Below are 13856 nucleotides of genomic sequence, written 5' to 3' on the forward strand. Positions count from 1 at the left end.
CCCCGCGGTCTAGAGCTCCGCGAGCACCGTGTCCGTGAACGCCGGCCACGCCTCGACCGCCCAGGGTCCGAACGCACGGTCCGTCAGCGCGACGCACGCGGCACGCGCGTCGGGGTCGATCCACAGGAACGTACCGGACTGCCCGAAATGCCCGAACGTGCGCGGTGAGGACGAGGCCCCCGTCCAGTGCGGCGACTTGGAGTCGCGGATCTCGAAGCCGAGCCCCCAGTCGTTGGGGTTCTGGTGGCCGTACCCCGGCAGGACGCCCTTGGTGCCCGGGTAGGTCACCGTCATCGCCTCGGCGACCGTACGGGGATCCAGCAGCCGCGGTGCCTGCACCTCGGCCGCGAACCGCAGCAGGTCCTCGACCGTGGACACCCCGTCCTTGGCCGGAGAGCCCTCCAGGGTCGTCGAGGTCATCCCCAGCGGCTCCAGCACGGCCTGCCGCAGATACTCCGCGAAGGGAATCTCGGTCGCCTTCGCGATGTGGTCGCCCAACTGCTCGAAACCGGCGTTCGAATACAGTCGCCGCTCCCCGGGCGGGGCCGTGACCTTGTGCTCGTCGAAGGCGAGGCCCGAGGTGTGCGCGAGCAGGTGCCGGACCGTCGACCCGGCCGGACCTGCGGGTTCGTCGAGCTCGACCGCCCCCTCCTCGTACGCGACGAGCACCGCGTACGCCGCGAGCGGCTTGGTCACCGACGCGAGCGGAAACCGCTGCCCGGCCGGCCCATGGGTGCCGAGCACACTGCCGTCCGCCCGTACGACACCCGCCGCAGCGGTGGGAACCGGCCAGTTCTCGATCAACGCGAGGCTCTTCAGCGACATGCGTTCGAGCCTATGCGCTCACAGGGTCAGTTCCAGCAAGGGGTCGGGCTTGGGGCGGAAGCCGAGGGAGACGTACAGCGGCTCGGCCTCCGGTGAGGCGGTGAGCTGCACGCGCCGGGCGCCGTGTGTGCGGAACCACTCCAGCAGGGTCTGCATGCAGGCGCGTGCGTACCCGCGGCGCCGGGCCTCCGGGTCGGTGGCGACGCTGAACACGAAGCCCACCTTGCCCTGCGGATCGCCCGACTTCCCGATGCGGTAGTCGATCGTCCCGGCCACCAGCGACGCCAGCGCCCCGGGCCGCTCCGGGTGGTCCACGACGAACGCCGCGAAGTCCCCGCCCGATTCACCCAGTTTGGTCTTCAGGGTGGGGAGGGACTCCCCGTGCCAGCGGGTGGAGGGGTCGCTTGCGAACAGCGAGTCGATCATGATTTGGCGCAGCCGCAGGACTTCCTCGGCGTCCTCGGGCAGGGCACGGCGTACAGAACTCATGAGTCGGTACGCTAACCAGACGGATCAAGAAACGTCCTGCCCATTTCTTACCGTCGGCGCTTGCTTGGAGTGCGCTCCAAGGTTCTAGCGTTGGGGACATGACGGTGATGGAGACCACGGGGACCAGGACCGACACCTGCGCAGGCCCGCCGCGGCAGGACCGGCGCCCGGACGGCGAGGACCACTACACGATCAGCGAGGTCGTCGCCTTCACCGGCCTGACGGCACACACCCTGCGCTGGTACGAGCGCATCGGCCTGATGCCGCACATCGACCGGTCCCACACCGGCCAGCGCCGCTACACCAACCGCGATCTCGACTGGCTCGACCTCGTAGGCAAGCTCCGCCTGACGGGCATGCCGGTCGCCGACATGGTCAGGTACGCGGAACTGGTGCGCGAGGGCGACCACACCTACGGCGAGCGCTTCGAGCTGCTCAAGACGACCCGCGAGGACGTCCTGGCCAGGATCGACGAACTCCGCGGCACGCTCGCCGTGCTCGACCGGAAGATCAGTTTCTACGCGGACGCCGGGCATGCCCTGGCGTCGGAGAGGTCCCGATGACGGACGGCAGGATCACGACGGCGAAGCTCGGCGACGACGGCCCCGAGGTGGGCGTCCAGGGCCTCGGCTGCATGGGCATGAACTTCGGCTACGGCCCCTCGGACGCGGACGCCTCCCGGGCGACCCTGGAACGGGCACTGGAACTCGGCGTCACCCTCTACGACACGGCCGACGCGTACGGCGCCGGCGAGAACGAGCGGTTCCTCTCGCCGTTCTTCAAGGCCCACCGCGACGAACTCGTCATCGCGACCAAGTTCGCCCTGTCCATCCCCCCGGACGACCCGACACGCCGGGTCATCCGCAACGACCCGCCCTACATCCGCCAGGCCGTCGAGGCGAGCCTGAAGCGCCTGGACGTCGATGTCATCGATCTCTACTACATGCACCGGCGCGATGTGAACGTGCCGATCGAGGAGAGCGTCGGCACCATGGCCGAACTGGTTCGCGAGGGCAAGGTCAAGCACCTCGGTCTGAGCGAGGTCACGGCCGGCGAACTCCACGCCGCCCACGCCGTCCACCCCATCGCCGCCGTGCAGTCGGAGTGGTCGCTCTTCAGCCGGGACATCGAGACGAACGTCGTCCCGGCGGCGCGTGAGCTGGGCGTGACCCTCGTCGCGTACTCACCCCTGGGCCGGGGCTTCCTCACGGGCTCCTTCGCCAGCGCCGAGGATCTGTCGTCCGGCGACTTCCGCCGCCAGCAGCCCCGCTTCACCGGGGACAACGCCGCCGCCAACGGAGCCCTGCTGGAGCCGATCCGCACGGTCGCCGAGGCCCACGGCGCATCGGTCGGCCAGATCGCCCTGGCCTGGGCCCACCAGCAGTCGTCCGTCCACGGCCTCCCGGTCATCCCGATCCCGGGCACCCGCAAGCCGACCAGGGTGGAGGAGAACACGGCGTCAACCAGGATCGTCCTCACCGACGACGAACTGGCCGTCCTGGACCCGATCGCGGCCAAGGTGGCAGGCAACAGGTACGCGGACATGGCGTTTACTTCCGCCGGACGGGAGTGAAGCGGACATAAGGGGCGCGGGGAACTGCGCGAACAACCACGCAGAACCCGCGCCCGCCAACGCACCGATCCAGGCAGACGCTAAAGCTCCGCCAACAACTCGGCCTTCTTCACAGAGAACTCCTCATCAGTCACCAGCCCGGCCTGATGCAACTCCCCAAGATGCCGAATCCGCTCGGCGATATCCGCAGGATCACGACGCGGCCCGGCCGCGGACACCGCAGCCACCGGCTGAGACGTCCGCACCGCCGCCAACACCGCCGCAGCGAACGGCAGTGACTCGTGCACCGGCCCGTACCCCAGCCCGAACACCACCGCGGCGGGATCCTGGTCGGCCTGAGCGGCAGCCGACCCCGCGTCCCGGCCCAGCAACCGCAGATGCCCCTCGAACACCTCGGGCGAGCGCCACTCGACCCCGTTCAGTTCCCCGACGGGGAAGTTCTGGTCGCCGGCCTTCCACTTCGCCGACGACGCGCCCGTCCAGAACCACCGGAAGTTGACGGTCCGCCCGTCGAACGAGGCCTTCCCGTCGTACGCCTTGAACGACAGCGGCCCCTTCGGCGGCTCCACGAGAAACCGCTCGGCAGGCCCGGACTCCGTCAGCAGCGCCCTCAGTTCGTCGGCGTAGTACTCCGCGAGGACCTCGCGTTCCGCGGGCATCACCAGCCGGTAGGGATCGCCGCTCTCCTTGAGCTGCCCGGCGGCCGCCTCCATCAAGGGGTCCGCGCCGGGCCGCGGCTCGACGCGCAGCACGACCGTGCCGCGCTTCCCGCGGGTCAGCGTCACCCCGGCGATCGCGTCCAGCGGCACACGGCGTTCCCCGAGCGCCTGAAAGAGCTTAGGTGTTCGAATCCCCCGTTCGTAGCGGATGAGCACGGAGTCGGACTCGAACTCCCAGGCGGCATGAAATCCGGCCAGTACGTCACCCATGCGGCTCATCGTATGCGGCACACGCTCCTCCGTCCCCCTCCCGAGCAGACCGCAATTTCTTCGTCTCTACGCGCGTCAGGCCGCCGCCGTGCCGGACAAACCGGTCCGGCAGACGCCGTCTTCGTGCGCGCAGTGCACCGAGCGGTATGCGCCAACGCCGATCTCTGCGAAATTCATCAGACTTGCCGTACCCGGCTCGAAGTAGCCGGCATGACCCTTCGCGCCCTGGGCCGAGAGCACCCGTGCGCCGAACCCGGAGGACACCGGGTCGGCCCCGTGGCCGAGACCGCCGACCTCCAGGTAGGGCACGTCCTGGATCCAGTCGTCGGCGTCCCGCATGGCCCACACCCGGGCGGTGGTGTGCAGTTGGGCGGCCTTCTCGACGCGCATGCCGGGGCTGCCGGCCACCGCGATGTCGGCCACCCGGCCGGGCAGTGAACGCGCCGCGACCCCGCACACCACGGAGCCGTAGCTGTGGCAGAACAGTGAGACCGGCTTGGCGCCGGGCAGGGCCCGCACCAGCGCGTTCAGTCGTACGGCACCGTCCGCCGCGCGCATCGCCGTGGCCGAGTCGATGCCGAGTCCGCTGGGTGCCGTGTAGTCGGCCCAGGCGATCACGGCCGTACGCGTCGAGGGGCTCGCCGCCCGCTCCGCCGCGTGCAGCGACTCGGCCATGCCGACGGGCGCCGAGTACTTGCGCTGGGTGCGCTGGAAGGTGAGCAGGTCGGTGTCCACGCCGGGCACGACGACCGAGACCCGGTCCGCCTCGCGCAGATCGCCGAAGACCTCCGCCACCCGGCCCGAGCCCTCAGGGTCGAAGGCGAGGATGTGGCGGCCCTGCTCCAGGAGGTCTTCGAAGCGGTGCATCCTTCGGCCGGCCTCATGCTTCCCGACCGCCGTGAGGCGGCTGTCGTGCATGCGTTCCCGCTCGACCTTGCGCGCCTGCTCGAGCGCGATGCGATTGGCGCGGTAGCGCAGCTCGACCGGCGCGCCGTTCATGTTGCCGACGGCGAGCGGATACTTGCGGACCAGGCTCGCGCGGTCGTGCTCGGTGAGCGAGGCGAAGAAGCGGGCCAGCTTCTTCGGCTGGGCCTCGGGGTCCGGCAGTCCGTGGCCGCCGATCCGGCCGTGCTCCCAGGCGGAGAGCGAGGCCTGGAGCGGCGTGTCGCCCCGCTGGTTGCGCAGGGCTGTCCAGCCGGTGGTCGCCAGCATCACGAACACGACGGCCAGAGCGAGCAGTGCGCGCCAGACGTTCAATTGCGGGGAGGTGTCGAAGGAAGTCACTGAAAGGACACACTAGGAGAACGAGAGGGTCTCGCGTTAACCAAGTGACCGGGATCACGTTTCGGTGTGTGTGCTAAGGGGACTGCCCTGTACGCCAGTTCCCGGCCAGCGCCGGACCCACCTGATCCAGGTATGTCGTGGTGAGTTGGCGCATTCCCGCGAGGCTGAGTTCGTCCCCCGCGGACCACAGTCGCTCGGTGACGCGAATCACCCCGCCGAACAGGGCCACCACGATCCTCGGCCGCGGATCCGCGTCCACGTCCAGCCCCTCGCGCTCGGCGATGATGCGCGCGAGTTGCTCCTCCAGTTCCGCCGACCGCCGCAGATGGGCGGCGAACAGCGCGGGCGTCGACTCGATCACCCGGTAGACGCGCAGATGGAGGTCGATCGGCACGATCTCCTCGACGGCCTCGCTGATCGTGTCCCAGCTCTCCAGCACGGCCCGGCGCAGCGCCTCCAGCGGGGCCTCGCCCGGCGGGCGCATCTGCAGGGCCTGGACGACGAGCCCCTCCGCGAGCCGCGGCACGAAGAACGCCGTCTCCTCCTTGCCGGCGAAGTAGCGGAAGAAGGTGCGCTGCGAGACGTCGACGGCGGCGGCGATGTCGTCGACGGTGGTCTCGTCGTAGCCGCGCGTGGCGAACAGTTCGAGGGCGGCGCGCAGCAGCGCGTCCCGGGTGCGCTGCTTCTTGCGTTCACGCAGGTTCAAGCGGCTCTCTCTCCTCGGCTCTCCTCCGAACTGTTTTCGCAGTTCAGGCTATCTGAGGGTGTCCTGTCAGTTACCGACTTGTGAATTGGTTTGTCAATTGTCAGTGGCTGTCATTAGCCTCGACGCATGACTAGTCAGACCACCATCGACACGACGGGGTCGGGGGGCAAGGCACCGGCGGCACCGTCGGACGCGACGCCGGGCAAGGGGCTGCGGGGGCACCCCTGGCTCACCCTCATCACCGTCGCTGTGGGGGTCATGATGGTGGCCCTCGACGGCACCATCGTGGCCATAGCCAACCCGGCCATACAGAAGGACCTCGGCGCCACCTTCGCCGAGGTCCAGTGGATCACCAACGGATACTTCCTCGCCCTCGCGGTCTCCCTGATCACCGCGGGCAAGCTCGGCGACCGCTTCGGCCACCGGCAGACCTTCCTCATCGGTGTCGTCGGCTTCGCCGCCGCCTCGGGGGCCATCGGCCTGTCCGACAGCATCGCGTTCGTCGTCGTCTTCCGCGTCCTTCAGGGCCTGTTCGGCGCGCTGCTGATGCCGGCCGCGCTCGGCCTGCTGCGGGCCTCCTTCCCGGCCGAGAAGCTGAACATGGCGATCGGCATCTGGGGCATGGTCATCGGCGCGTCCACCGCGGGCGGCCCGATCCTCGGCGGTGTGCTCGTCGAGCACGTCAACTGGCAGTCGGTGTTCTTCATCAACGTGCCGGTCGGTGTCCTCGCCGTCGTCCTCGGTGTGCTGATCCTGCTCGACCACCGCGCCGAGAACGCCCCGCGCTCCTTCGACCTCCTGGGCATCGCCCTGCTGTCGACGGCCGTGTTCTGCCTGGTGTGGGCGCTCATCAAGGCCCCGCCGTCCGAGTGGGGCTGGGGCGACGTCAAGACGCTGTCGTTCCTCGGTGCTTCCGTGCTGTGCTTCGTGGTGTTCGCCTTCTGGGAGACGAAGGTGCGGGAGCCGCTGATCCCGCTCGCGCTGTTCCGTTCCGTGGCGCTGTCCGCGGGTGTCGTGCTGATGATCCTGATGGCCATCGCCTTCATGGGCGGCCTGTTCTTCGTGACGTTCTACCTCCAGAACGTGCACGGCATGAGCCCGATCGACGCGGGTCTGCACCTGCTGCCGCTCACCGGCATGATGATCGTCGGCTCGCCGCTCGCCGGAGCGATGATCACCAAGTTCGGTCCCCGGGTCCCGCTCGCCGGCGGTATGGCGTTCACCGCGATCGCCATGTACGGGATGTCGACCCTGGAGACGGACACCGGCAGCGGTGTCATGTCGCTCTGGTTCGCCCTGCTGGGCTTCGGCCTCGCGCCGGTCATGGTCGGTGCCACGGAGGTCATCGTCGGCAACGCCCCGATGGAGCTCTCGGGCGTGGCGGGCGGTCTTCAGCAGGCCGCCATGCAGATCGGCGGCAGCCTCGGCACGGCCGTGCTGGGTGCGGTGATGGCTTCCAAGGTCAACAGCGACCTCGCGGGCAACTGGGAGAAGGCGGGGCTCCCTCCGCTGACGCCGGAGCAGGAGCACCAGGCGTCCGAGGCGGTCCAGGTCGGTGTCCCGCCGCTGGCGCCGGGCACGCCGGACGCGATCGCCGCGAAGATCACGGGCGTCGCGCACGACACGTTCATCTCCGGCATGAGCGCGGCGTCCCTCGTGGCCGCCGGGGTCGCCGTGGTCGCGGTGCTGGTGGCGTTCCTCACCAAGCGCGGTGAGAACGCGGAGGCCGGCGCGGGAGCGGCGCACATCTGACGGCCTCTGACGGGGCGTTCGCCTATCAGGGTGAACAAGACCGCCACCCCCTCCCCTCCGGCGGGCATCGCAGGTCACAGTGGGTCAAGTCCTCCGCAGGGCATGGAGGACGGCCGCTGCGGCGCGCTGCCGGAGGGGGGCAGCGCGCAGGCAGCGGGATTGAGCCTCGCATCGTGGGTACTCGCCATGTCGTACCCCTACGGAACCCCAATCGACCGAGGGTTCACGGGAGTTGAGATGGCGAGCTTCGGACACGGTACGCGCAGGCACCCCCGCTCACGTGGCCGGACGTGGTCACGGACCGGGCCGGATCGCGCGACGCTCGGAATCATCGGAGTCATCTGCGCGGTCGCCGGATTCTTCGTGCTGGGGATCATCCTCGGCCCCGCGGCGATCGTCTGCGGCTGGCTCGCCATGGGCCGCACATGGGCGGGTTCCCGCCCGGTAACGGCCGTGGTCGCACTGGTTCTGGGTGCCATCGACACGCTCCTGGCCATCATCTGGCTGTCGGGAGCGGCCACACCGGGCCTGGGCATGTTCTGACCCGGGTGGAGTGAGGGAAGGGCCTTGGGCGGTCACGCCGGAGGCCCTCCTTTACGTACCGGCACTACTCCACCGGCGTCCCCTTCAGCGCCGCCAACTCCCCCCGCAGCGCGCGCACCTCCTCCGTCAGCTCCCGTATCGCCTCCGTCTGCCGGCGCTCCTCGACGTCGTCCTTCTCGAACCGCGCTATGAACCACGCCGCGATGTTGGCCGTCACCACACCCAGCAGCGCGATCCCGGAGAGCATCAACCCGACCGCCAGCATCCGCCCCAGGCCCGTGGTCGGCGCGTGATCGCCGTAACCGACGGTCGTCATCGTCGTGAAGGACCACCACACCGCGTCACCCAGCGTCTTGATGTTCCCGTCCGGCGAGTCCCGCTCCACCGACAGCACCGCCAGGGACCCGAACATCAGCAGCCCGACCACCGCGCCGGCGACATACGTCGTGAGCCTTATCTGCGAGGCCATCCGCGCCCGCTGCCCGACCAGCAGCAGCGTCGACACCAGCCGCAGCAGCCGCATCGGCTGGAGCACCGGCAGCAGCACCGCGCCCAGGTCGAGCCAGTGCGTCCGTACGAACCTCAGCCGCTGCTCCGCGAGCGCCAGCCGGATCACGTAGTCGAGCGCGAACGCGCCCCACACCACCCACTCCACCGCGGTGCACACGTCCACCACGTCCCGGCTCGCGTCCGGCCGGACGATCGGCACGGCGTAGGCGACGGCGAAGGCCAGGGCCAGGCCGAAGAGGGGCCGCTGTGTGTGCTGTTCCCAACGGAGTTGGGCCGACTGCTGCTGCATGGCCGCATCGTAGGAAACGTGAAGGGGTGGTGTGCCCACGGTGTACCCGTGACGCGCACCACCCCTTGACGGAGTTCAGCGTGTTATGCGTCGCCGCCCGCGGCCCCCGGGTCGGCCGCCGCCACGTCGAGCAGCTGGTACCGGTCGATGGCCTGCTTGAGCACCGACCGGTCGACCTTGCCCGCACGGGCCAGCTCGGTCAGCACCCCCACCACGATCGACTGCGCGTCGATGTGGAAGAAGCGGCGGGCCGCGCCACGGGTGTCGGCGAAGCCGAAGCCGTCCGCGCCGAGCGACTGGTACGTCTGCGGCACCCAGCGCGCGATCTGGTCCGGAACCGCCCGCATCCAGTCGGACACGGCCACGACCGGCCCCTGCGCGTCGGCCAGCTTCCGGGTCACGTACGGCACCCGCTGCTCCTCCTCGGGGTGCAGCAGATTGTGCCGCTCGCAGTCCACGGCCTCGCGCCGCAGCTCGTTCCAGGAGGTCGCGGACCAGACGTCGGCCTTGACGTTCCAGTCCTCGGCCAGGATCTTCTGCGCCTCGACTGCCCACGGCACCGCGACACCGGACGCCATGATCTGCGCCGGGATGGAGCCGCTGGTGCCCTCGCTGAAGCGGTAGACGCCCTTGAGGATGCCCTCGACGTCCACGTTCGCCGGCTCGGCCGGGTGCTGGATCGGCTCGTTGTAGACCGTCAGGTAGTAGAAGACGTCCTCGCCGTGCGGGTGCTCCTCGGAGCCGCCGTACATCCGGCGCAGGCCGTCCTGCACGATGTGGGCGATCTCGAAGCCGAACGCCGGGTCGTACGCCACACAGCCGGGGTTCGTGGAGGCCAGCAGCTGGGAGTGGCCGTCGGCGTGCTGGAGGCCCTCACCGGTCAGCGTCGTACGGCCGGCGGTCGCGCCCAGTACGAAACCGCGCGCCAGCTGGTCGGACATCTGCCAGAACTGGTCGCCGGTGCGCTGGAAACCGAACATCGAGTAGAAGACGTAAACCGGGATCAGCGGCTCTCCGTGGGTGGCGTAGGCCGAGCCGGCCGCGATCAGCGAGGCCGTGCAGCCCGCCTCCGAGATGCCGTCGTGCAGCATCTGGCCGTTCGGCGACTCCTTGTAGGCGAGCAGCAGATCGCGGTCGACCGACTCGTACTGCTGGCCGAGCGGGTTGTAGATCTTCGCACTCGGGAAGAACGAGTCCATGCCGAACGTGCGGTACTCGTCCGGCGCGATCAGCACGAACCGCTTACCGATCTCCTTGTCCCGCATGAGGTCCTTGAGGAGCCGGACAAAGGCCATCGTCGTCGCGATGGACTGCTGGCCCGAGCCCTTCTTCACGGTCGCGTACGTCTTGTCCTCGGGGAGAGCCAGCGGCTTGGACCGCACGACACGCGTCGGGACGTAACCGCCGAGTCCCTTGCGGCGGTCGTGCATGTACTGGATCTCCTCCGAGTCCCGGCCCGGGTGGTAGTACGGCGGGGCGCCGGACTCCAGCTCCTTGTCCGGGATCGGCAGGTGGAGGCGGTCGCGGAAGCGCTTGAGGTCGTCGACCGTGAGCTTCTTCATCTGGTGCGTGGCGTTGCGGCCCTCGAAGTTCGGGCCCAGCGTCCAGCCCTTGATCGTCTTGGCGAGGATCACCGTCGGCTGGCCCTTGTGCTCGGCCGCCGCCTTGTACGCCGCGAAGATCTTGCGGTGGTCGTGACCGCCGCGCCCCAGGTGCAGGATCTGGTCGTCGGTCATGCCCTCGACCATCGCCCGCAGCCGGTGGTCGTCACCGAAGAAGTGGTCGCGGATGTACGCGCCGGTCTCCGTGGCGTACGTCTGGAACTGTCCGTCGGGCGTGGTGTTCATCTTGTTGACCAGCACGCCGTCGCGGTCCTGGGCGAGCAGCGGGTCCCAGCTGCGGTCCCAGACCAGCTTGATCACGTTCCAGCCGGCGCCGCGGAAGACCGACTCCAGCTCCTGGATGATCTTGCCGTTGCCGCGCACCGGGCCGTCGAGCCGCTGGAGGTTGCAGTTGACGACGAAGGTCAGGTTGTCCAGGCCCTCGCGGGCGGCGAGCGTGAGCTGGCCCAGCGACTCCGGCTCGTCCATCTCGCCGTCGCCGAGGAACGCCCACACCTGCGACTTGGAGGTGTCGGCGATCCCGCGCGCGTGCATGTAGCGGTTCATCCGCGCCTGGTAGATCGCGCCGATCGGGCCGAGGCCCATCGACACCGTCGGGAACTCCCAGAAGTCCGGCATCAGGCGCGGGTGCGGGTACGACGACAGGCCGTAGGGCGCCTTCGACTTCTCCTGGCGGAAGCCGTCCAGGTGCTCCTCGCTGAGCCGGTCCAGCATGAAGGCGCGGGCGTAGATGCCCGGCGAGGCGTGACCCTGGAAGAAGACCTGGTCGCCGCCGTCGCCCTCGTCCTTGCCGCGGAAGAAGTGGTTGAAGCCGACGTCGTAGAGGGAGGCGGAGGACGCGAACGTGGCGATGTGGCCGCCGACGCCGATGCCGGGCCGCTGGGCCCTGGACACCATCACGGCCGCGTTCCAGCGGGTCGCGTTGAGGATCTTCCGCTCGATCTCCTCGTTGCCCGGGAAGAACGGCTCGCTCTTGGTCGGGATGGTGTTCACGTAATCCGTGCTGCGCATCTCCGGCACGGCCACGCGCTTCTCGCGGGCCCGCTCGATCAGCCGCAGCATCAGGTACCGGGCGCGCTCACGGCCGCGCTCGTCGACGGCGGCGTCGAGCGAGTCGAGCCACTCCTGCGTCTCTTCGGGGTCGAAGTCAGGAACCTGACTCGGAAGGCCGCCAATGATGATCGGGTTGCGATCGGATGCGGAAGCCACGCTGTTCCTTACCTGTCGGAGGGCCGTGCGGGGGCCGCTGCTTCGCTGGAGTCGCTGGGCGATGTCGCTGGGCTGCGCCGCCACCCATGGTCTACCTCGGGGCCGTAAACGTCATCTCTACCGAGCGGTAACCCGAGCGGGAGCTCGGCTCTGTGACGTATGGGGTGAATACATTCGAGTCTCGTACCCACAGACGATTCCCAAACGCCCAAACAGGGCAGAAAGGTGTGGTGTACGTCACCTCGGAGCATGATGGTGTGCCTGGAGTTGCGGTGACACGGCCAGGATCGTCACCGTTTCGGCGGTCTGAACGGCCGGGTACTTGCGCGATCCGTCCCGCCCGTGTGGACTACGGCCAATGCTTCGCGCACGCGCGTGGCTGAGACATTCCCAAAACATGATCAGGAGGCAACCCGTGAGCGCGACCGCGGACCACGCGGAGGAGCGGACGAACCCTGCCGCCAGGCTGGGGTTCCAGCCCGGGCAGGTGGTCCAGGAGATCGGCTACGACGACGACGTGGACCAGGAACTCCGCGAGGCCATCGAAGGCATTGTGGAGAGCGACCTGGTGGACGAGGACTACGACGACGTGGCCGACGCCGTTGTGCTGTGGTTCCGTGACGACGACGGCGACCTGACGGACTCGCTGGTCGATGCCACCACGTACATCGAAGAGGGCGGCGCGATCCTGCTGCTCACGCCGAAGACCGGCCGTTCGGGCTATGTGGAGCCGAGCGACATCTCGGAGGCCGCCACCACGGCGGGTCTGACGGCGTCCAAGAGCGTCAGCGTCGGAAAGGACTGGAGCGGCAGCCGGCTGGCCACGCCGAAGGCCGCCAAGTCCAAGCGTTAGTCGTTGGACGGGGCGGGCCGACAGCCGTCGGCCCGCCCATCGGCCTGTCCCCGTGCCTGCGTAGGGTGGTCCCCACCCGAGAAGCCGCACGAAGGGACACCCACCACGATGGCGATCCAGGCCGGCGAGAAGGCCCCCGACTTCGAGCTCAAGGACAACCACGGCGCGAGCGTGAGGCTGTCCGACTTCCGCGGCGAGAAGAACGTCGTGCTGCTCTTCTACCCCTTCGCCTTCACCGGCGTGTGCACGGGCGAGCTGTGCGAGCTGCGTGACAACCTGCCGCAGTTCTCCGACCGCGACACCCAGCTGCTCGCCGTCTCCAACGACTCCATCCACACCCTGCGCGTCTTCGCCGAGCAGGAGGGTCTGGAGTACCCGCTGCTGTCGGACTTCTGGCCGCACGGCAACGTCTCGCGGGCCTACGGCGTCTTCGACGAGGACAAGGGCTGCGCCGTGCGCGGCACCTTCGTCATCGACAAGGAGGGCGTCGTGCGGTGGACCGTCGTCAACGGCCTGCCGGACGCGCGCGACCTGAACGACTACGTGAAGGCGCTCGACTCCCTGTGACGCCGGTCGGGCGGCATGCGCCCGACACCCGCTGAATTCCCGGCTTCAGGGCCTGGGTGGTGCGGGAACCCGTCACTAGGATCGACTCGTTGATCCGACATCCGAGCACAACGGGGCATCCCGCCCCAGAACACCAATGGAGGACTCGTGGGAGTCAGCCTCAGCAAGGGCGGCAACGTATCGCTTAGCAAGGAGGCGCCGGGCCTGACCGCGGTCATCATCGGTCTGGGGTGGGACATCCGCACCACGACCGGCACGGACTTCGACCTGGACGCCAGCGCGCTGCTGCTGAACAACTCCGGCAAGGTCGGCAACGACCAGCACTTCATCTTCTTCAACAACCTCAAGACGCCGGACGGCTCCGTCGAGCACACCGGCGACAACCTCACCGGTGAGGGCGAGGGCGACGACGAGCAGATCAAGGTCGACCTCGCCGGCGTCCCGGCCGACGTGGAGAAGATCGTCTTCCCGGTCTCGATCTACGACGCCGAGACCCGCCAGCAGTCCTTCGGCCAGGTGCGCAACGCGTTCATCCGCGTCGTGAACCAGGCCGGCGGCACCGAGATCGCCCGGTACGACCTGAGCGAGGACGCCTCCACCGAGACCGCCATGGTCTTCGGTGAGCTCTACCGGCACGGCGCGGAGTGGAAGTTCCGCGCCATCGGCCAGGGCTACGCCTCGGGCCTGCGCGGCATCGCGCAGGAC

The 13856-nt window shown here is 69.0% G+C and carries 14 protein-coding genes; 7 read left to right on the forward strand and 7 right to left on the reverse strand.

Going from position 1 to position 13856, the window contains the following annotated elements; genetic code table 11:
* Positions 1-9 precede the first annotated feature (9 nt).
* Both ACWIF2_RS28415 and ACWIF2_RS28420 read right to left on the reverse strand, forming a co-directional pair.
* Positions 10-825: a serine hydrolase domain-containing protein gene (locus tag ACWIF2_RS28415; protein ID WP_454363650.1), complete on the reverse strand. Its 816-nt coding sequence runs from the start codon at positions 823-825 to the stop codon at positions 10-12.
* A gap of 18 nt (positions 826-843) precedes the next feature.
* The gene (locus ACWIF2_RS28420; RefSeq protein WP_454363651.1) at positions 844-1314 is read right to left on the reverse strand and encodes a GNAT family N-acetyltransferase; all 471 of its coding nucleotides are present in this window, start codon (positions 1312-1314) and stop codon (positions 844-846) included.
* Positions 1315-1412: 98 nt separating this feature from the next.
* Between ACWIF2_RS28420 and ACWIF2_RS28425 the strand changes: the two genes are divergently transcribed.
* Both ACWIF2_RS28425 and ACWIF2_RS28430 read left to right on the forward strand, forming a co-directional pair.
* A complete protein-coding gene (locus tag ACWIF2_RS28425; protein WP_454363652.1) occupies positions 1413-1877 on the forward strand; it encodes a MerR family transcriptional regulator in 465 nt (154 codons plus the stop codon).
* Positions 1874-2887 (forward strand): aldo/keto reductase, encoded by a 1014-nt coding sequence (locus ACWIF2_RS28430; RefSeq protein WP_454363653.1) that lies wholly within the window; start codon positions 1874-1876, stop codon positions 2885-2887. The genes ACWIF2_RS28425 and ACWIF2_RS28430 overlap by 4 nt, the downstream gene beginning before the upstream one ends.
* 80 nt (positions 2888-2967) lie before the next feature.
* Here ACWIF2_RS28430 and ACWIF2_RS28435 read toward each other — a convergent pair whose 3' ends face one another.
* The 3 genes from ACWIF2_RS28435 to ACWIF2_RS28445 all read right to left on the reverse strand — a co-directional run bounded on the left by ACWIF2_RS28435 (position 2968) and on the right by ACWIF2_RS28445 (position 5806).
* Entirely contained in the window at positions 2968-3825 is an 858-nt protein-coding gene (locus ACWIF2_RS28435) for a DUF4429 domain-containing protein (RefSeq protein ID WP_454363661.1), read from the reverse strand.
* 66 nt (positions 3826-3891) lie between these two features.
* On the reverse strand, positions 3892-5100 hold the full coding sequence (locus ACWIF2_RS28440) for an alpha/beta hydrolase (RefSeq protein WP_454363654.1): 1209 nt from the start codon (positions 5098-5100) through the stop codon (positions 3892-3894).
* A gap of 73 nt (positions 5101-5173) precedes the next feature.
* Positions 5174-5806, reverse strand: a complete 633-nt coding sequence (locus ACWIF2_RS28445; protein WP_454363655.1) for a TetR family transcriptional regulator — start codon at positions 5804-5806, stop codon at positions 5174-5176.
* Positions 5807-5932: 126 nt separating this feature from the next.
* Between ACWIF2_RS28445 and ACWIF2_RS28450 the strand changes: the two genes are divergently transcribed.
* Together ACWIF2_RS28450 and ACWIF2_RS28455 are read left to right on the forward strand one after the other, a co-directional pair.
* Entirely contained in the window at positions 5933-7558 is a 1626-nt protein-coding gene (locus ACWIF2_RS28450; protein WP_454363656.1) for an MFS transporter, read from the forward strand.
* Between the two features lie 237 nt (positions 7559-7795).
* Positions 7796-8101 (forward strand): small hydrophobic protein, encoded by a 306-nt coding sequence (locus ACWIF2_RS28455; RefSeq protein ID WP_382492974.1) that lies wholly within the window; start codon positions 7796-7798, stop codon positions 8099-8101.
* A 64-nt stretch (positions 8102-8165) separates the two neighbouring features.
* Here ACWIF2_RS28455 and ACWIF2_RS28460 read toward each other — a convergent pair whose 3' ends face one another.
* Entirely contained in the window at positions 8166-8900 is a 735-nt protein-coding gene (locus ACWIF2_RS28460) for a potassium channel family protein (protein ID WP_454363657.1), read from the reverse strand.
* A gap of 83 nt (positions 8901-8983) precedes the next feature.
* Complete coding sequence (gene aceE / locus ACWIF2_RS28465) at positions 8984-11731, reverse strand: pyruvate dehydrogenase (acetyl-transferring), homodimeric type (protein WP_454363658.1); 2748 nt, start codon at positions 11729-11731, stop codon at positions 8984-8986.
* Positions 11732-12146: 415 nt separating this feature from the next.
* Between aceE and ACWIF2_RS28470 the strand changes: the two genes are divergently transcribed.
* The 3 genes from ACWIF2_RS28470 to ACWIF2_RS28480 all read left to right on the forward strand — a co-directional run.
* Positions 12147-12584 carry a DUF3052 domain-containing protein gene (locus ACWIF2_RS28470; protein WP_039932421.1) on the forward strand — a complete coding sequence of 146 codons (438 nt, stop codon included), beginning with the start codon at positions 12147-12149 and terminating at the stop codon, positions 12582-12584.
* A 108-nt stretch (positions 12585-12692) separates the two neighbouring features.
* Positions 12693-13151: a peroxiredoxin gene (locus tag ACWIF2_RS28475; protein ID WP_382492966.1), complete on the forward strand. Its 459-nt coding sequence runs from the start codon at positions 12693-12695 to the stop codon at positions 13149-13151.
* Between the two features lie 147 nt (positions 13152-13298).
* The coding region (locus tag ACWIF2_RS28480; RefSeq protein WP_454363659.1) for a TerD family protein at positions 13299-13856 on the forward strand (558 nt) is incomplete at its 3' end.

The sequence above is a fragment of the Streptomyces sp. NPDC055506 genome, assembly GCF_053643595.1.